The organism is Legionella tunisiensis, from assembly GCF_000308315.1.
GTDB classification, from domain to species: domain Bacteria; phylum Pseudomonadota; class Gammaproteobacteria; order Legionellales; family Legionellaceae; genus Tatlockia; species Tatlockia tunisiensis.
The window spans coordinates 1-18,174 of sequence record NZ_CALJ01000286.1; the positions used below are offsets into that span (position 1 = coordinate 1).

Below are 18,174 nucleotides of genomic sequence, written 5' to 3' on the forward strand. Positions count from 1 at the left end.
CAATCTATAACCACATTCCGGACAGGCAAATTTTGATGAAAAAACGATCTCCTCAAACTCGCCATCCATTGATGCCACGATCGCTAATCCGTCAGCCAGATTAAGTGCATTCTCAAACGATTCGCTCAAGCGTTGCGCCAAATCATGTCTCACCTTGAAGCGATCCACTACCACGTCAATACTGTGTTTTTGTCTCAAGGCTAACTTAGGTGGATCATCCAATTCACAGAGTTCACCATCAATACGAGCACGAACATACCCTTGTGCCTGCAATTGTTGTAATAACTGTACATGCTCACCTTTACGTTCTCTTACTACCGGTGCGAGAATCATCACCTTGCAATCTTCTGGCATGGTTAAAACCTGATCGACCATCTGGCTGATCGTTTGCGCATGCAAACTAACATGATGTGTCGGGCAACGTGGTTCACCTACCCGCGCATACAATAAACGCAAATAATCATAAATTTCAGTAATGGTGCCCACCGTTGAACGGGGATTATGAGAGGTGGCTTTTTGCTCAATTGAAATAGCCGGCGATAAACCCTCAATGGAGTCAACCTCCGGTTTTTCCATCATCGATAAAAATTGACGTGCATAAGCTGAAAGTGATTCTACATAACGGCGTTGGCCTTCTGCATACAAGGTATCAAAAGCCAATGACGATTTGCCAGAACCAGAAAGGCCGGTAATGACAGTTAATTGATTACGTGGTAAATCCACATCAATATTTTTAAGATTATGCGTTTTAGCACCGCGAATAATAATAGAGTTGGATTGCATTGGACGTCTTGGTTTAGACCACAAAAAAGAAGCAAATTATACTCTGCTATACTCATTAAACAAATAGACTTTTCGAAACGCTACTACAATGGAGCATTGCAGCAGGTTTAAACCGCAGTCTAATAATTGTTTATGTCTTAGTTGCTTATTTTTTATATGCGAGCCAAGGATTAATAAAGTTGAAGGATTGATTATGAAAAGCAATCGACTAGCGCACATGCTCTTGATAATGTTTCTGGTTTTTCCTTCCCTTCATTATGCGGCTAATATCGACGTATCAACCTGGACGCAAAAAGTCCTTCTCGCCACCCTAACTATCAATTACAACATAAAACTACCCGACGATATGGCCGAAGTACGAAAAAATTACTCCCCCAATGCCTGGGAAGGCCTGCAATCCTTTCTTGGCGATAAAATTGATGTAGTGTGTAAGCAGAAATTGAGCCTGCATCCTGTGCCTGTGGGGCAACCTATGATCGTTACATCCGGTGTCAATTCCGGGATTATCTTTTGGCGGATTAATCAAGTAATTAGCGTTCCAGAACTAAATGCAATCATTGAGTTTTCCGTAATTGTAAGTCTGGCTGACCCTTATTTAATCCAAACGGTGTCGATGATAAAAGGTAATGATAGACCCGTACAAGGCTGGCAATGGTCATCAATTTCATGGCTCCATTTCTGAGGAAATAGAGGGAATATCTAAACAGCCTTATTTTTATGAAACCATTGCTAACCAGCAACGTTCACTACTGTCATTTAAAAGTTTAAACTCACAATAGAAGTTTTTGTGCCTCCGAGTGCTCCTAAGAGTCATTGTGCTGGCTCTCATATATAAAGAAATTTATAAAGAATTCCGAATGAGGAATAAATCTTATATTATGAACATTTGTTTTTATACAACAGCTAAAAATTGTAAGGAATTTAAGCATTATGTTATATAAAAGAATTATGATGGCGACTGATGGCAGCGACATATCAAATAATGCACTGCAAGAAGCAATTCAATTGGCAACAGACCAAAAAGCACATTTAAAGATCGTATATGTGGTTGATGAGGCATTTGTCTATCATGGAGGACCTGGCTTTGATTATTCTCTGATTATTAAAGCATTTAAAGATGAGGGACAAAAGATTTTAGATAAAACAGCCGCCATTGTTTCCAAACAGTCATCTATCAAATTTGACACTACTCTTATTGAATTAAATCCATTTCAGGGTCGAGTTGGTGAAGTCATCGTTGAGAAAGCAAAAGGATGGCCAGCTGATTTACTGGTTATAGGCACGCATGGTCGGCGAGGCTTGAGTCATTTATTTTTAGGCAGTGTAGCTGAACAGATCATTCGAACTGCAACAATGCCTGTGCTACTAATCAGGGGACAATCCACTTAAACAACCAGAGCATCAGGCTTGTGATGCAGCATTGGCTCGCTTGCATGCAATGTAGCCTGATTGTTTCATTTATTTTCTCAGGGGCTCTAAAGACTTATTATTCCTGAGATCAATAAAATCAATTCCATCTAATGATGGCTCACTGATTGCATTAGATTCGTCATCACTAATCAATGACATTGTATGGTTGCCCGTCTCCAAATTGATTAGTAAAGATAACGTTTCATTGTCATCAGCAACTATTGGCGCATTGATTTCAAGTTTTATCGAAGTAGTTATTTCTAATAAATCTTCTTTAGCATACTTTATTAGCTGGTCACACATTCCTTCAGAAGAATCATTAAAAGCTCGTCCTCCTGCAATGAGACAGATGAGCTCTGATTCGCTTCCTGTAGCCTGTTTTATAAAGGATGAAACAAGCTTGTTTAAATCATGCTTGATCTGAGATTGACTAAAGAAATGTATAAGAAGCGCTGATTGTTCAGCAGGGTTAATTAATGCAAATGCAACACAAGTGCGCAATCCCTTTGTTAGTATATTCTGATAGTCATCGTTTGCTTGGAGTATTACGCCTTGACCAACACCGACTTTACAGGTTTGAACAGAATCATTTAATTGTTGAGTTGAAAAATCGTCTCGCGTGAAAAACTGATACATTGAAACTCTCTCAATAAAGAGCATTATTTTCTCAGATGGTGCATTATTTATCAATCAAGGAACGGTTGCTTAATTAACCCGTAAACAAAAATGTTGTAATGTTTTAGCTTCAGCACCTTCGGGATTATCTTTAGCCCTATTTTTTAAAGCGTTCATTTTTGCTGTACTATCACCAAAATACATGGAGAGCTTTTGAAAAAAGAAGCTCCATTTCGCGAATAACCCTGTGTCATAAGTGAGCCATTTCTAGACATCACTGATTGGGCTATTTTGTTGTTAAGTAAAGCTATTTCAGATTTGTTACCCGGGTTTGAGAACAGCTGACCTAAAATATGGCTGACCATATCGAAAGACAGTTTGTTTTGTTTTACTAAAGACAACATTGGCAATAACGCTCTTGCAAAAGCAGCTTCACCATTATGTGACAATTGAAGTCGACCGTTTTGCTCAAAGGGTTGCAAATTTTTCAGCAAACAATCTCGTTCAATAATGGTTTTGTTGGTAAATAAATTATTCCTACCCAAATTGATAGAAGTTACTGTTGCAGGAATTGCTTTTACAATGAGTACCAATTCGGCTGGGGTGAATTTGTCTAGTCCATTATCACTCAAATCCAGTGAGGTTATTGTTCCAGGAATTGCTCTCAAGATCCGGACTAATTTACCAACAGATTCCTCACCCAAATGACTCCGACTCAAATTAAGAGCGGTTACGGTTTTAGGAATTGCTGCCAAGGCTTGGCTCAATTCAGTACTGGATTTGAGATTAAGTCCATTTTCACCTAAATCAAGGAAACTCACATTCGGAGGAATTGCTCCCAAGATTTGAACCAATTCCGCACCGGATTTATGGTGGAGACCATTTCCACCTAACTTCAGGGAACTCACATTCGGAGGAATTGCTCCCATGATTTGGACCAATTCCACAACAGATTTTAAGTAAAGACCATTCTCACTTAAATCAAGAGAAATCACACTTGGAGGAATTGCTGCCAAGATTTGGACCAATTCCGCAACGGATTTATAGTGAAGGCCATTCTCACTTAAATTAAGAGAAGTTACCGTCGAAGGAATTGCAGCCAAGGCTTGGACCAATTCAGAACCGGATTTAAAGTGAAGAGCATTTCCCATCAAATTAAGGGAAGTAACACCTTTAGGGATCGCCGCTAAACCTTTCGCTAATTCAGCTCCTGATTTGAAGTGAAGATTATTCCAGCTTAAATTAAGAGCAGTTACACTCACAGGAATTGCAGCCAGAAATTCAGCCAATTCAGCGCCAGATTTAAGATTAAGATGATTCCGGCTTAAATCAAGGGTAGTTACATTTGCTGGAATCGCAGCCATGGCCTTGGCCAATTCAGAACCCGATTTGAGATTAAGTGAATTTTTGCTCAAATTAAGGGAGGTTACATGTGGAGGAATCGCTGCAAAGGCCTCAGCCAATTCAGTATCGGATTTTTTACCAAGGCTATTCTCGCTCAAATCAAGAAAAAACACATTCGCAGGAATCGCTGCAAAGGTTTTGGCCAGCTCCGTGCCCGATTTTATATAAAGGCTATTATCGCTCAAATCAAGACCAGTCACGCTCACCGGAATTGCTGCCAAGATTTGAACCAATTCATCAACACTATATTTGTAATAAAGGAAATTTTTGCTCAAATTAAGGAACGTCACGCTTTGAGAAAGCGCTGCTAACAGGCCAGCCAATTTGGCACTAGACAAGTGGTGAAGACCATTGTTTCGCAAGCTGAGTGAAATTACGCTCCGAGGAAGCTTTGTCAAAAGACGAGCTAACTTAGTACTCGGTTTGAGTCCAAGGAAATTGTCGCTCAAATTAAGGGAGGATACACCATAAGGAATTTCTGCGAATTTTCTAGTGATTTCAGTAATGGTTTTACCACCGAGATCTCTTATTACATAATGCACTTAAAAAATTCCTTCTACTATGATTAAACCCACCTATTATAAGCGCATTATATACGGCACTGAGAAAACAGGAGGGCATGGGTGTTAAGCCAAGAACGTAGAATTGCGATCTATGGGGCATCACGTTGCTCTTAAATATTCCTTTTTCAAGCCCCAAAAGATCATCATTACAAATACAAACTGACTTAGAAACGTTCTCAGCCCATATTAGTATCAGAACTAGAAAATAGAGTAAGAGGCATTTGACACCCAAATTGTAAGTACATATCTACAAGAAAGAGAGATATCATCCTAGATCAAATCGATCCGAGTTCATTACTTTAGTCCAAGCGGCAATGAAATCCTCAACAAATTTTTCTTTGCATCCGCGCTGGCATAGACCTCAGCCAAGGCTCTGAGCTGTGAATTTGAACCAAAAATGAGATCAACCCGAGTACCAGTCCACTTAAGCTCACCGGTAACAAGATCGCGCCCTTCAAACACATCAGCATCTTTTGAAGTTGGTTTCCATTTTATACCCATGTCGAGTAGGTTGACAAAAAAGTCATTGGTCAGTGTCTCTGTTCGCTGAGTAAACACACCATGTGGCGAGTGCCCTACATTGGCGCCAAGAACTCTTAATCCGCCAATCAGTACCGTCATTTCAGGTGCAGTTAATTGGAGTAATTGTGCCCTATCTACCAACAATTCTTCAGCTCTCGCAGAAAATCGCATCTTCTGATAGTTGCGAAAGCCATCCGCCACTGGTTCTAGCGCAGCAAAAGAATTTACATCCGTTTGCTCCTGTGATGCATCCATACGACCTGGCGAGAATGGAACTCTCACTTCATGCCCCGATTTTTTTGCTGCTTGCTCTACGCCAGCACAACCCGCAAGAACAATTAAGTCTGCAAGGGAAATTTTTTTCCATCAGACTGTGTCTTATTAAAGGTTGACTGAATACCTTCAAGCGTTTTGAGTACTTTCGCAAGCTGGGTAGGCTGATTAGCGTCCCAATCTTTTTGCGGCGCTAAACGAATACGAGCGCCGTTAGCGCCACCACGCTTATCAGAACCTCGGAATGTAGAGGCTGATGACCAAGCCGTTGATACCAACTCCGAAATACTTAGACCGGAAGCAAGCACTTTCTCCTTAAGAGAGGCAATATCCTTTTCATCAATCAATTTATGATTAACTGGAGGAATAGGATCTTGCCAAATCAACTCTTCCTGTGGCACATCAGGGCCAAGATAACATACACGAGGCCCCATATCTCGGTGTGTTAGTTTGAACCATGCTCGCGCAAATGCATCTGCAAATTCATTTGGATGCTCGAAGAAGCGTCGCGAAATCTTTTCGTAAATAGGATCAAAACGTAAAGCAAGATCAGTAGTTAGCATGGTTGGCGCATGGCGTTTCTTCGAATCATGGGCATCAGGAATAGTGCCTGAGCCTGCGCCATCTTTCGCGACCCATTGGTGTGCACCAGCAGGGCTTTTCGTCAGCTCCCATTCATAACCAAACAGGTTTTCGAAAAAATTATTACTCCATCGAGTCGGTGTTTTAGTCCAGGTTACTTCGAGGCCGCTGCTAATAGTATCGCCCCCTTTGCCAGTACCAAAGCTGCTGATCCAACCAAGGCCTTGCTCTTCAATACCAGCTCCCTCTGGTTCTAACCCTACATGTTTTGCCTCACCCGCACCATGCGTTTTGCCAAAGCTGTGACCACCAGCAATCAGTGCTACTGTTTCCTGATCATTCATCGCCATACGAGCAAAGGTCTCACGTATATCTCGCGCCGCAGCAAGCGGATCCGGGTTACCATTTGGCCCCTCTGGGTTCACGTAAATCAGCCCCATTTGAACGGCAGCGAGTGGATTTTGAAGAACGTGGTCGCCAGAATAACGTTTATCACCTAACCAGGTATTCTCAAGGCCCCAGTAAATATCCTCATTCGGTTCCCAAATATCCTCACGGCCGCCACCAAAACCGAATGTTTTGAATCCCATTGATTCCAATGCGACGTTACCTGTAAGAATTATCAGATCTGCCCAAGAAATTTTCCGGCCATATTTTTGCTTGATTGGCCACAACAATCTGCGTGCTTTATCAAGATTAATATTGTCTGGCCAGCTATTCAGTGGTGCGAAACGTTGACTGCCACCGCTTGCACCGCCACGACCATCTCCGATACGATAAGTACCCGCACTATGCCATGTCATACGCATAAAAAAAGGTCCGTAGTGACCAAAATCGGCTGGCCACCAAGGTTGTGAATCAGTCATCAGTGCCTGAAGATCTTTCTTGACTGCCTCCAGATCGAGGCTCTTAAATTCTTCCGCGTAATTATAGTCTTCACCCATGGGATTAGACAGAGAGGGATGCTGATGCAAAATATTGAGTTTAAGCTGATTTGGCCACCAGTCATGGTTTGAGGTTCCTCCTCCAGCAGTGTGATGAAATGGACAATTGGTTTCGGTCGACACGCCTTCTCTCCTTAGATCGTTTATTTACAATTTACTATTCATGTTACGCAAAAGCGATAGTTTAACCAACTAAATAAACTTGAATTTACGGCAAGGCAACTTTTTTATTTTCCGTCCTTCTATTATTGAGACTAATGTCACAGGCCACTCTATCAGCAGTTTGAGTGGCGTAATGACTAGAGTGTATAGCTTTCTCTCATTAACTTGGCGTGTTTATACTCTAATCATTGCAAGACCTTGTTCGTTTTTTGAATCAGTAGGATTAAGGTTTGTTCTTGCTGTAATACGACTCCATTGACCACCGCCAATCAGTCTGTTCTTGGCTTCACTCAAAAGTACACTACTATATCCTTCGTTATCTTTTACAAGCTGTACTCTTCCGGTTGCAATATTGACACAGACATCAATGTTATTACTCAAGCATCTTGGTTGCCAATTTTCTGGTGTCACTGCTTTTAATATACTTGTCGCTTTATAAGCCAGTCCTATGCATGCTAAGGCCACTAATCGCGACTCAGGGCCAAGAGAGCTAATAGCCCATAGGGTAGTTGTTGTAGCTAAAACAAAACCACTTCTAAGATGATAATCTTTATGTGAACAGGAAATTTGTCGCCTGTTTAATTCTTCATAAATAGGGTTGGATATACTGGCGGAGCTGTTCAAGGGATTACCATAATCACCACCATATAGACGCGCTGTAATAGTGCCTGTTCCCATTGTTTGCAATTCAGTTATCATTGCTGACGTTATCTGAGCCGCAACAACCGGCGCATCAATATGTGCGACAGCAACGCCGTGCGGAGACTCCAAAACAACGACCACACACGTTTGTGCTCCTGGTGACACAATCTCATCAGTAGCTCCAGCTGTGCGTTTTTTCTTAACGGTATAAGTACCCATAGGAACAATTGTCGATGGCATATAAATAAGTTCTCTCAAAGTTATAAATGAATGTAATCTATGCAGTGCCCTAAGGCCAAGCTTGAAAAAGTTTGAAAAATAGGCAATTTAATGAATTATTAGACTCAACAAATACTGCTCACTCCGCTCTTACTCTATTCAGATTGAATTATTACACTTTCATTAGCCCTTAACAACAAAATACGTTAAGCCGTTAAGTTTCCTTTAATATTCGAAGAATATAATTAATACAAGTAGTCCAAATATGGCTTACCAAAATGATAGATATCTATTCTACCAAAGAAGAAGTACTGGCTGCCGTAACTGAAAAATGCCTTTGAACTATTTAAATGCCGCCCCTGAAAATACAAAACGGATAAGAGAAGTAAATATTTGCTGCTTTAGCGCAAAAATGGCTATATACTTCACAGTCTTCCAGAAGACCTCAAAAAAATGACGAAGAGATCGTTCTTGCTGCTGTTAAACAACGAGGATTAGTACTTCAATATGCATCGGATGATCTAAGACGAAACGAACGCGTTGTACTTGCAGCTTTAGCACAGGATGGGATGGCTCTTAAATTCGTGTTAGACCCCTTAAGAAGCAAGATAGAAATCGTTCTTGCTGCCGTGAGCCGGAATGGCTTCGCTCTTCAATATGTGCCAGAGTTTAAAGACAATAAATACGTTGTAACTGCCGCTGTAGCACAGCAGGGAGAAGCACTTCCGTTTGCTTCTGAAGAGCTCCAGACAGACGAATACCTTGTCGAATTATCCCAGTTTGGTTCCTTTCCTGCACTCAATTTACTTTTGCCTTTAAAAGAAAAATTAAGAAACGAGAAAAACCCTGGCCTTATTACCGAAATGGCAAACATGATTTCTTCAATAGAAACAGCTATGGTTGCCTGCCGGAAAGAGTATGATCCTGAGAAATTTGTTGGTTCCTTTAATTCTGCCATTGAGAAAGCAAAACCAATATTGGAGCAACAAACAGGATGGCGAAAAATCGTTGATGATTGTGCCAATCGAATCATGATTTTTTCACATCTGTCACCAAAGCGGTATTTTTCAATCAGGAAGCATCTCCTCAAGAAGAACAGATACCCAAAGCAGAGACTAGCAAGAGTCGTTTTACCTTTTTTGCTAATCCTAGCCCTGTGAAAGAAGAGGTTGAGCGCCTTCAAGAAACGTTCACCCCCCCTGTAGAGCCGCCGAAGGCGTAGTGTATTGAATTTTTGTCGTTATACCCAAAACGACTCAATCATTTTCTTTGCATCATTATCGGCATATATTTATCACCTATGCTACTGACAAAAAATGCAACTGCCATAATGCACCAATAAATCAATATGATGAAATGGAGTCATTTTGGCATTTTTCATACTTCCTTACAAACCTCATTGTGGGTGCTTGAGTAGTTCAATACGGCGATCTAATCCATCATTTTAAAAGAAATCGTCGCTTGAATCTTTAGGGTCACTGCCGTCTGTAGATGAAAGATTAGGATCAACGGATTCACCAGGAATTTTTCGAGTTTCACGAGCCCACTCGCCTAAATCAATCAATTTACAGCGCTCCGAACAAAAAGGTTTGAAGGCATTTTCAGAATACCATGTATTTTTTTACCGCAGGTTGGACAGGCGATTTTCTTTAGCTTATTCATGACAATTATCGTTAACAGATTAGGACTAGTATGCAACACAGTATGCCCGATCTTCAATATCAGGGTACATGCTCCAACCACGGATAATCATTTTCTGGACTAAATAAACCCGTAATACCTTGCTTGGTAAGAATGCTTACGGGTCACCTCCTAATTGCCGCTCGATGCTTAGTCTAGTCCTTATGCTACAAAATCTAACTTATAGTGCACCCAATTATTTCTTCTTCCTTTTCTGCTTTGACAGACTCTTGCGTAAAATAAGCAGGATATAAATGGCGTGGTGCTGCTCCGTCTCGATCATGCTGTTGATCACCTTCTAAGCTCAGATTAGGCTCGGAAACTTGTAGTGTTGTAGACATTTTTTCCGATTTTTCCGAGCTAGAGAAAAATTGGGGCGAATATGGTTTTCGAGCTTGGAAACTCTTTTTATTTAAATCCGCCGTTTTAAACTCTCCATTTTCGAAATGATTTCCTTCTGGTGAAAGAATGTCAGCCATAAACTTTCTCTTAAATTCATCAAATCCTGGGCTATCTGGCACACCACTCACCGCTGAAGATAAAGGAGGATTCCCAGCAACATCACTTCTTGGTATTACCGGATTAACCATCTCATTTATATAGTCCGGTATCAGCATTCTCCAAAGTTCATCAAATTCAAGATTCTCTGTAATCTCATAATCACCCGAAAACAAAGAGGAGCATTCTTCTTTAACAACATAGCCTGCTCTCATCATCTCTTCTTCATTGACAGCAATTGCTTGATCTCCCTGCATTTCAGGGGTTGCTACTGTTGTTTCATCTACTTCTTTTTCTCCAATCTCTATCCCCTTAATCCTGGATTTTCTCTTCCATTCAATTAACTTTCCATTGACAGTGGCTGTGCCATCTTCATGAATGTCTGCTGCTCTCTGAGCTTTTTTACTGACCACTTCCCCTGTATCTTTAAACACATAAGTTCGTTTTAGAAAAGCATCTCTTGTAATAGGTGTTCCTTTTCCAATCTTTATCAATTGGGAGATATCTGCAGATTTTATTCTGGTATTCCATTTAATTAGCCTCCCATTGACAGTGACTGTGCCATTTTCAAACAATACAGCATGATATAATGCACGGCGACTCACTTTTTCTTGTGTATCCTGAAATACGTAATTACGTTTAAGAAACGCATCAACAGTGATGATACGTCCGGCAATAGTAATTTTCTGATAGGAAGGCATATTTCTAATACTCTGGCCCGATTGATCAGCATAATGAGTGGCCATCGCCGGTGCAGGTACCGGAACAGGATTGCTTTTAAATCGCTTCGCATTAGGAAGCAGCGACTTAGAAGGCACTGGTCTTTTGTTCGTCTGTGCCAGCTGTAGGGCAACCTTGTCATAGCCTTCATTGTAGCTACTAATGTACTCCCAAGATTTATTCATCATAGAAAAATCTTTTCTATGTCTACCTCTACGCGCATCATTTTCCCCCATTCTTCCAGCAATTATTATTTTCTTTTCGGCTAAAGATAATTGTCTTTCTTGCTTTACTCTCATAAATATCCTCGTAAACTAATTTTATACTGCCTTTACAATCAACTTAATGGAATTTATTTGAACACAAAGGGCAGAAAATTTAAAACGAGTCTTTGGAAAATAACTATCCCAATTTGGAATAGCTAAAAGCGTGAAAATTTTAGGAATCGCAAAATCGCCACTATCACACAATGATTCCAGGCTATATAACTCCTTAACGAAAGGATCACCGTGTCGTACTACTTGTCAACGATAGGCTTCCCCAAAAAATCCTGATGAAACATTGCGAACGCCAGAAACTCAATCTAGTTAGAAGCTTTTTACTATAATAAACAATACCATGCTTATTAAAAATAGCCTTAACAAGATATAATATTGCGCCTTCTTCAAGCCATGACGAGCCATTATTTTTAAATGAGCCATTTTTTGTTGCGATCTTTTCCATAATCCCCGCTTATCCTTATAGATAACTTTCCCATGGCTTGTAAAACGAGCCATAGAATGTGTTTTAAAGGAATTTTCTCCATAATTAACAAGTAGTTGTTCACCTATTGAAATAGCTCGGGTTGCTTTAAAAAATATCATTTCTATACCATTTAAAGTGTGACTAATTGTTTTTAAATTAGCATCAAGCAATTGGGAATCAGAACTATTATCATTTGATTCTGGGGCATGATTAACAAAGCGCGAAATATTGCCATATCTGGAAGCATCAATATGCATTTTCAGGAAATCTGCCCGACATTCAAAAGCATAGCCTTTGTATTTGGAATCAAAAATTCTTTTTCGCCGCTATAAGAAAATACAATCTCATCCTTTTGTATGACGTCTCTGGCGAATAGACCAAACCTTATAACAGGATCAATGTAACGTAATTCAAATCTCTCCAAATTACACGGCTGCTTTAATAAATTAACAAGCTCTTTTTTGTTTCAAAAAGTAAATCACCATCAATAGAATTGGGAAGATCCGTTGTACTAAAACTATCTTCTATCAAAATATGATTTAAAAATTTGAATTGATAACCACTTAACTCACTAATTAAACATTCAAAATTATCTAAATTTATGACTTCATTAGCGCGTTGAGTAGCGTTTATAGAGCAATAAATTCGTTCTTTTGTATTTGAGTCAATGTAATTTGATGATGGATGAATATTAAATCTACAATTCGATGGCTCACTCGCTTGCAATAGCACTGAATAAACATAAATAGCTGATTTAAGTAGTCCCTCTATATCATCGTACTGATAATGGTAGATACCATTAAATGGCCGAACTTCAGGCTGAACAAATAATGGATGTTTAAAACCAATATTGTTTAGCCGATTTTTTTAATTTGTTGTTTATCTTCGAGCAGAAATAGATTGGTATCGGTATTAAAAATAATTCTACGGCATTCTGACTCGGTATTCTTATTGGAGAGAACAATATGTACCAATTATTTCCTCTAACAGCAGCTTCATAAGCTTTAATCTAGAGTTTTTAAGTCTGGGAAGCAAGCATAACTACTACTGAACAAACTAATTGATCAGTGCTTTTACATAGGAAAAAGGAGTTGCTTTTAATAGTTGTACACGAACAAAGTACTATAATTAGTTCAATTCCTTTGAGGAGAAATTAATGAAAAAGACTCTTCTAGTACTGTTTTTTACCCTGTTTTATTTCATTACTACGTCCGCAAGTTCCACCAACACGAACACTAATCCAGGAGCAAACAACCCGGGACTAAACAACAATCCGGGACTAAACAACAACCCGGGACTAAACAACAACCCGGGACTAAACAACAACCCGGGACTAAACAACAACCCGGGACTGAACAATAACCCGGGACTGAACAATAACCCGGGACTGAACAATAACCCGGGACTGAACAATAACCCGGGACTGAACAATAACCCGGGACTGAACAATAACCCGGGACTAAACAACAATCCGGGACTGAACAACAACCCGGGACTGAACAACAATCCGGGATTGAATAGTAATCCTGGTAGCAATCCCACTCCAGGAGCGAATGCCAAGCCTCATTTTTAATCGAAATGAGCTTCTAGTTAAAACAAACCGTCAATAAATAGTCCCCGCGTAGGCGGGGACTGTTGAGGAGTGTGCCGGGGATCTATCTTTTTTCTTAGTTATATCGTTTTAAAAGCAACTGTTAAATGAACGTTACAGCGTTAATGTTAAGTACTATAATTGAATTAAATCAACTTGAGGGGAAAGCCGTGAAACAGACGCTTTTAATCTTGTTGATCTCATTTGCTTTAGGTAGCGCAACCTACGCAACTACCACCAATAATTCAGGATCGAATTCTACAAAGAGTAATGCTCCCAAAACCGGAATAAGCCATCAAAGAGGGAATATGCCCACTACACCAGGTATTGTGAATCCAATACCTGGCACTACCGTTCCGAATCCTCAGCTAACTCCAGGTGGTCATACTAGTCCTGGTATCAATAGCACCACCAAACACTAATTCTAATACCAATAATTAGTTAAGTGAGTAAGGCTTGAAGACTTTCCAAATGCCAATGTGGTTTACCACAAAAATAATCTAATTTTTGACAAATTGTCCCATTTGTCTACAATGAATTTATATGCCCCTATAACTAATGGAATAAAAACATGGGCTTAGAGCAAGATCATCCAAAACAACATTCTCCTCAAATTTCTCGCTCTCAAGTGAAACTCCAGTACTACACTACTCTATTTATTACTGAAAAACTGGCTGAATTAGCTGGGGTACTAAAAATGGGATGCTTCAAAGCGCTACCCAGATTAAAGTGAGGCGCTTAAAGGATGAAAAAACACTTATTTTACAGACTAGGAAGTAAAATTTACCCTCTACGTTGGTATCTCATAATCCTATGGGTAGCAATAATCCTGGCGTGCGTTCCTCTTCTCATCAATATTATCGCTCCTTTTAAAACAACTGGTTTTAAAGATGAGAATTCAGAAAGTGCTAAAACGCAGGAATATATAGATACAAAACTTGGTTATGATAATGCTAATAAATTTCTGATTATTTATCATAGCAACCACCTTCTAGCCACCCAATCCTTGTTTAACAAGAAAATCAAGCAATCTCTTTCAGGCTTGGAAAAGTTCCCTATTAAACATGAAATTTTGCTCCCCACAGATAATAAACATCAAATTTCTAAAGATAAACATACTGCTTATGCCGTCGTGATTATTAAAAGCCTAGAACCTCTTGATGCGAAAAACCTGGCTAAATTTACGGCGGCAATAAAAAACCTTCCAATATGACCATCGAAATGGGAGGACAGGCTATTTTTGTCAGAGAGGTCAATAAACAGACTCAACATGATCTATACAAGGCTGATTTCATTGCAACACCAGTGGCAATCATTACCTTACTATTTGTTTTTGGCTCATTAACCGCTGCTTTGTTGCCTATTCTTTTGGGGGGTGGGTGCGCCCTTCTAATCCTCACTTCCCTTTATATTTTAGGAGAGTCCTGGACCCTTTCTGTGTATACCTTGAATATTGCTTTATTATTAGGTCTCTGCCTAAGCCTGGATTATTCTCTATTTATCATCAATCGCTTTCGTGAAGAATTACATAATGGCGTCGATATAGAAGAGGCTATTGCCATTACGGCAGAAACAGCGGGAAAAGCTATTTTTTTAGTGGACTAGCTGTTCTTATCAGTATCAGTGCGTTATTTCTTTTCCCTATTAATATTTTATTTTCTATGGCTGTCGGCGGAATTGTTGCCGTTGTCGTTGCGGTAATAACCGCTATCATCGTATTACCTGCCTTTCTTGCCGTTCTCAAAAACAAAATCAATCTTTTTTCGATTCACCTACCCGGAAAAAGAAAGGCCAGCGCTCTCCTGCTTGGCGCTGGTTAGCAAAAAAAGTCGTTGCCCACCCTTTGCACTTCTTTTTCCCGATTCTTATCTTCTTACTCCTGCTTGGTTATCCATTTTTGTCAGCCAAATTTGGCGTATCCGATTATCGCATTACACCCAAAGACTCTGGTAGCCGACAATTTTTTAATACCTACGCAGAAAAATTTGATGTTAAAGACTTAACCCCGATTCTGTTATTAATCCAATCTCCCCACCATTATATTTTGTCGCGAGATAGCCTTTCCAAGATCTATACCTTGGTACAAAAGCTGAAAAACAATCATTCTGTTGATGAGATTGAGGGCGTCGTTTCTTCCGATGGGACATTAACTAAGAAGCAATACATCAATTTGTATTCTACCCCTAAGAAATTTTTGGCCGCAAACATAAAAAAATTATTAGCGACGACAACAGGTTATTCTTTTGCTGTATTAAATGTTAGCAGCAATTATGAAAGTAACGCCGCTCAAACAACACAGCTTGTTAAGACCTTAAGAAACACCAAAGTTCCTTCTGGACTGACTATGGAAATTACTGGAACACCAGTCATTAACGTCGATGTTTTAAAACGTATTTCTCAGATTTTACCTTGGGCTTTATTATGGATTATGGTTTTCACTTATCTCATTTTACTCCTGCTATTGCGTTCTTTGTTTATTCCAATTAAAGCCATCCTCATGAATCTATTAAGCCTGAGTGCCTGTTATGGTGCTCTTGTTCTCGTATTTCAGGATGGTTATTTGGCGAAATACCTTCATTTTGAACCGCAAGGAATGTTAGATATCAGTCTTTTAGTGATTATTTTTTGCGCACTCTTCGGATTCTCGATGGACTATGAGGTTTTTCTCTTATCGCGAATCAAGGAGGCTTATGAAAAAATGGCCACCATAACAATGAAAGCATCGTTTCGGGAATTGAGCGGAGCAGCCGCATTATTACCAGTGCTGCACTCATCGTTATTTTTATTTGTGGCTCATTTTTAGTCGCGGATGTCTTAATGGTAAAAGCCTTTGGACTTGGCATTGCTGTGGCCATTTTTGTGGATGCCTTTTTAATCCGAACTCTCCTGGTTCCTTCCACGATGGTACTGCTTAAAGAGTGGAATTGGTACCTGCCCAAATGGCTAGATAAGATTTTGCCAAACCTATAATTAGAGAAAGCGATTTTGCTGGAGTATGCATTAACTTGGATATTAAGGAAGAAAAAATTGAAAAGGAAAACTGCCAATACCCTGCATGAAATGTTTGAACAACAAGTTAAACAAAGACCCCAAAAAATTGCAGCTATTTTCGGGGGACAATCCATTAGTTATGCAGAATTAAATCGGAAAGCAAATCAACTTGCCCATTATTTACGTGCATTGGGAATAACAGCCGAGACACAAGTTGCCCTCTGCCTGGATCGCTCCATCGACTTGCTTATTGTCATTATGGCCATTTTAAAAGCGGGGGGAGTCTATATTCCGTTAGATCCTTCTTCTCCTGAAAAACGATTATTACTTATTTTACATGAGGGACCAACACCCATTCTCATTACAACACGTGAATGGGGAAAAAAATTTACTCGCTACCAAGGAAAAGTGCTGTTCGTTAATGAAGATAAAGAGCTGCAGAAGCAACCACAAGATAATCTTCAACCCGTAACCTCTCCTCATCACCTAGCTTATATAATTTATACTTCTGGTTCGACTGGTAAGCCTAAAGGGGTGCTAATTGAGCATGATGGTGTTGTTAATTACTCGAAGTGGTTTGCTGATTTTTGCACATTAAAATCTCAGCAATTGGTTGATTTTTCTTCTAATCCTTCTTTTGATTTTGCACTAACAACCTCGATTGTCCCTTTGACGATTGGCTTAACTGTTGTGATTTGTGAAGATAAAATTAAAAAAGACCCACGCCTGTATCTTAATTATCTTGTCACCAGCAAAGTCAATTTCATTAAATTAACACCGAGTTATTTTAGAGTATTACTACATCAGTTAAAAATTAAGCACAGTCCACTTCATCATCTGAAAAAGATCATGTTAGCAGGAGAAAATTTATCTTCTAGTGATTGTGCAGCTTGGTTTGGTTTTTACCCTAAACATCAATTGTTTAATGAATATGGACCTACAGAAACCAGTGTCGCTGTTTGCTTATACCGAATTGACTCTAAAAATATTTCCAGTTTGGGAGCAAATGTCCCCATAGGTACGTTAGCTCCTAATTGCCAATCTTATCTTCTTGATGAGGATGGCCTACTCGTTGCTGATGGAAAGATCGGCGAACTCTATCTAGGCGGCTGTTGCCTGGCACGTGGCTATTTAAATAATAAAAAATTAACAGAACAATATTTTATTAAAGATCCCTTCAATCACGCCCCCAATGCTCGTTTGTACAAAACCGGGGATTTATGTCGTCAACTACCTACGAGAGAACTTGAATGTGTAGGAAGAATTGATCATCAAATAAAGATACGAGGATTTCGTGTAGAACTGGCCGAGATTGAATATTGTTTAGCCGCTCATCCCAAATTGAAATCCGTAGTACTCATTGCTGCAGAGGGTTACCTTAAGGAAAAATAGTAGTCGCTTATTATATTCTGAAAGACAAAAATCAGGCTGTAAGTGACAATGAATTACGGCAATATCTAAAACAGTACTTACCAGATTTTATGATTCCTTCTTGCTTTGTCTGTATGGAATCCTTTCCTCTCAATGCTAATGACAAATTAGACAACTCGGCTTTACCTATTCCTTCCTTCACTCCAACTGTAGAATACATAACCCCACGCACATCCCTGGAAAAACGCTTGCTGAAATTTGGTCGGAGGAATTGGGTATAAAGCCCATTGGTGTTCATGATGATTTTTTTGATTTGGGAGGACATTCTTTGTCGGCAGCGAGAATTGTTACAACAATAAATCACACGTTAGGAAAAGAAATCAGCTTACAAAATTTTTATCAGAAACCAACCATAGCGACTTTGGCCCGTTTGCTCGATCAATTGCAAGAAGAAAGCATC

General features: G+C 39.6%; 22 protein-coding genes and 2 pseudogenes. 14 read left to right on the forward strand and 10 right to left on the reverse strand.

Translation table 11 applies throughout. The features are described 5' to 3' along the window. Window positions 1–783: pseudogene (locus BN58_RS26625) on the reverse strand (excinuclease ABC subunit UvrA); the annotation flags it as partial. A 193-nt stretch (window positions 784–976) separates the two neighbouring features. Here BN58_RS26625 and BN58_RS26630 point away from each other — a divergent pair. Both BN58_RS26630 and BN58_RS16945 read left to right on the forward strand, forming a co-directional pair. Continuing rightward, window positions 977–1,465, forward strand: coding sequence for a DotI/IcmL family type IV secretion protein (locus BN58_RS26630; protein WP_019217843.1), 489 nt, complete (start codon window positions 977–979; stop codon window positions 1,463–1,465). A 248-nt stretch (window positions 1,466–1,713) separates the two neighbouring features. After that, entirely contained in the window at window positions 1,714–2,172 is a 459-nt protein-coding gene (locus tag BN58_RS16945; RefSeq protein WP_019217844.1) for a universal stress protein, read from the forward strand. 69 nt (window positions 2,173–2,241) lie between these two features. On the opposite strand, the gene BN58_RS16950 is transcribed toward BN58_RS16945, so the two are convergent. From BN58_RS16950 to BN58_RS16970, 5 genes are all read right to left on the reverse strand, one after another. Next, entirely contained in the window at window positions 2,242–2,883 is a 642-nt protein-coding gene (locus BN58_RS16950; RefSeq protein WP_019217845.1) for a hypothetical protein, read from the reverse strand. 98 nt (window positions 2,884–2,981) lie between these two features. Continuing rightward, a complete protein-coding gene (locus BN58_RS29090; RefSeq protein ID WP_019217847.1) occupies window positions 2,982–4,754 on the reverse strand; it encodes a leucine-rich repeat domain-containing protein in 1,773 nt (590 codons plus the stop codon). Between the two features lie 315 nt (window positions 4,755–5,069). Beyond that, complete coding sequence (locus BN58_RS38020) at window positions 5,070–5,654, reverse strand: peroxidase family protein (protein WP_408605505.1); 585 nt, start codon at window positions 5,652–5,654, stop codon at window positions 5,070–5,072. Next, the gene (gene katG / locus BN58_RS26640) at window positions 5,636–7,219 is read right to left on the reverse strand and encodes a catalase/peroxidase HPI (protein WP_019217848.1); all 1,584 of its coding nucleotides are present in this window, start codon (window positions 7,217–7,219) and stop codon (window positions 5,636–5,638) included. Before katG ends, BN58_RS38020 begins: the two co-directional genes overlap by 19 nt. A 213-nt stretch (window positions 7,220–7,432) precedes the next feature. After that, window positions 7,433–8,140, reverse strand: coding sequence for a hypothetical protein (locus BN58_RS16970; RefSeq protein ID WP_156812609.1), 708 nt, complete (start codon window positions 8,138–8,140; stop codon window positions 7,433–7,435). Window positions 8,141–8,583: 443 nt separating this feature from the next. Here BN58_RS16970 and BN58_RS16975 point away from each other — a divergent pair, with 443 nt between their 5' ends. Further along, window positions 8,584–9,279 carry a DUF4116 domain-containing protein gene (locus tag BN58_RS16975; protein WP_269570412.1) on the forward strand — a complete coding sequence of 232 codons (696 nt, stop codon included), beginning with the start codon at window positions 8,584–8,586 and terminating at the stop codon, window positions 9,277–9,279. Between the two features lie 284 nt (window positions 9,280–9,563). Here BN58_RS16975 and BN58_RS30165 read toward each other — a convergent pair. The 4 genes and pseudogenes from BN58_RS30165 to BN58_RS17000 all read right to left on the reverse strand — a co-directional run bounded on the left by BN58_RS30165 (window position 9,564) and on the right by BN58_RS17000 (window position 12,487). Next, a pseudogene (locus BN58_RS30165) lies at window positions 9,564–9,781 on the reverse strand (DNA gyrase inhibitor YacG). 194 nt (window positions 9,782–9,975) lie between these two features. Further along, a complete protein-coding gene (locus BN58_RS16980; protein WP_156812610.1) occupies window positions 9,976–11,253 on the reverse strand; it encodes a hypothetical protein in 1,278 nt (425 codons plus the stop codon). A gap of 351 nt (window positions 11,254–11,604) precedes the next feature. Beyond that, complete coding sequence (locus BN58_RS16990; protein ID WP_019217853.1) at window positions 11,605–12,018, reverse strand: SET domain-containing protein-lysine N-methyltransferase; 414 nt, start codon at window positions 12,016–12,018, stop codon at window positions 11,605–11,607. 181 nt (window positions 12,019–12,199) lie between these two features. Then, the gene (locus BN58_RS17000) at window positions 12,200–12,487 is read right to left on the reverse strand and encodes a hypothetical protein (protein ID WP_156812611.1); all 288 of its coding nucleotides are present in this window, start codon (window positions 12,485–12,487) and stop codon (window positions 12,200–12,202) included. 430 nt (window positions 12,488–12,917) lie between these two features. Here BN58_RS17000 and BN58_RS26645 point away from each other — a divergent pair, with 430 nt between their 5' ends. The 11 genes from BN58_RS26645 to BN58_RS29095 form a co-directional block, all read left to right on the forward strand. Next, complete coding sequence (locus BN58_RS26645; RefSeq protein WP_019217856.1) at window positions 12,918–13,334, forward strand: hypothetical protein; 417 nt, start codon at window positions 12,918–12,920, stop codon at window positions 13,332–13,334. A 188-nt stretch (window positions 13,335–13,522) separates the two neighbouring features. After that, window positions 13,523–13,774, forward strand: coding sequence for a hypothetical protein (locus BN58_RS17010; RefSeq protein ID WP_156812612.1), 252 nt, complete (start codon window positions 13,523–13,525; stop codon window positions 13,772–13,774). A gap of 149 nt (window positions 13,775–13,923) precedes the next feature. After that, the gene (locus BN58_RS31220; RefSeq protein ID WP_019217858.1) at window positions 13,924–14,085 is read left to right on the forward strand and encodes a hypothetical protein; all 162 of its coding nucleotides are present in this window, start codon (window positions 13,924–13,926) and stop codon (window positions 14,083–14,085) included. Between the two features lie 12 nt (window positions 14,086–14,097). Next, entirely contained in the window at window positions 14,098–14,565 is a 468-nt protein-coding gene (locus BN58_RS35055) for an MMPL family transporter (RefSeq protein ID WP_019217859.1), read from the forward strand. Then, window positions 14,562–14,957, forward strand: a complete 396-nt coding sequence (locus tag BN58_RS35060; RefSeq protein ID WP_019217860.1) for an MMPL family transporter — start codon at window positions 14,562–14,564, stop codon at window positions 14,955–14,957. Before BN58_RS35055 ends, BN58_RS35060 begins: the two co-directional genes overlap by 4 nt. A gap of 14 nt (window positions 14,958–14,971) precedes the next feature. Further along, a complete protein-coding gene (locus tag BN58_RS35065) occupies window positions 14,972–15,172 on the forward strand; it encodes a hypothetical protein (protein WP_232220739.1) in 201 nt (66 codons plus the stop codon). A 77-nt stretch (window positions 15,173–15,249) separates the two neighbouring features. Further along, window positions 15,250–16,155 (forward strand): MMPL family transporter, encoded by a 906-nt coding sequence (locus tag BN58_RS35070; protein WP_269570408.1) that lies wholly within the window; start codon window positions 15,250–15,252, stop codon window positions 16,153–16,155. Then, window positions 16,107–16,322 carry an MMPL family transporter gene (locus tag BN58_RS36530; protein ID WP_269570414.1) on the forward strand — a complete coding sequence of 72 codons (216 nt, stop codon included), beginning with the start codon at window positions 16,107–16,109 and terminating at the stop codon, window positions 16,320–16,322. The genes BN58_RS35070 and BN58_RS36530 overlap by 49 nt, the downstream gene beginning before the upstream one ends. 57 nt (window positions 16,323–16,379) lie before the next feature. Further along, entirely contained in the window at window positions 16,380–17,735 is a 1,356-nt protein-coding gene (locus BN58_RS26655; protein ID WP_019217863.1) for a non-ribosomal peptide synthetase, read from the forward strand. 17 nt (window positions 17,736–17,752) lie between these two features. Further along, entirely contained in the window at window positions 17,753–17,995 is a 243-nt protein-coding gene (locus tag BN58_RS38025) for a hypothetical protein (protein WP_408605506.1), read from the forward strand. Further along, window positions 17,971–18,174 (forward strand): phosphopantetheine-binding protein (locus tag BN58_RS29095; protein WP_269570416.1); only part of this gene is annotated, 204 nt, incomplete at its 3' end. The genes BN58_RS38025 and BN58_RS29095, both read left to right, overlap by 25 nt.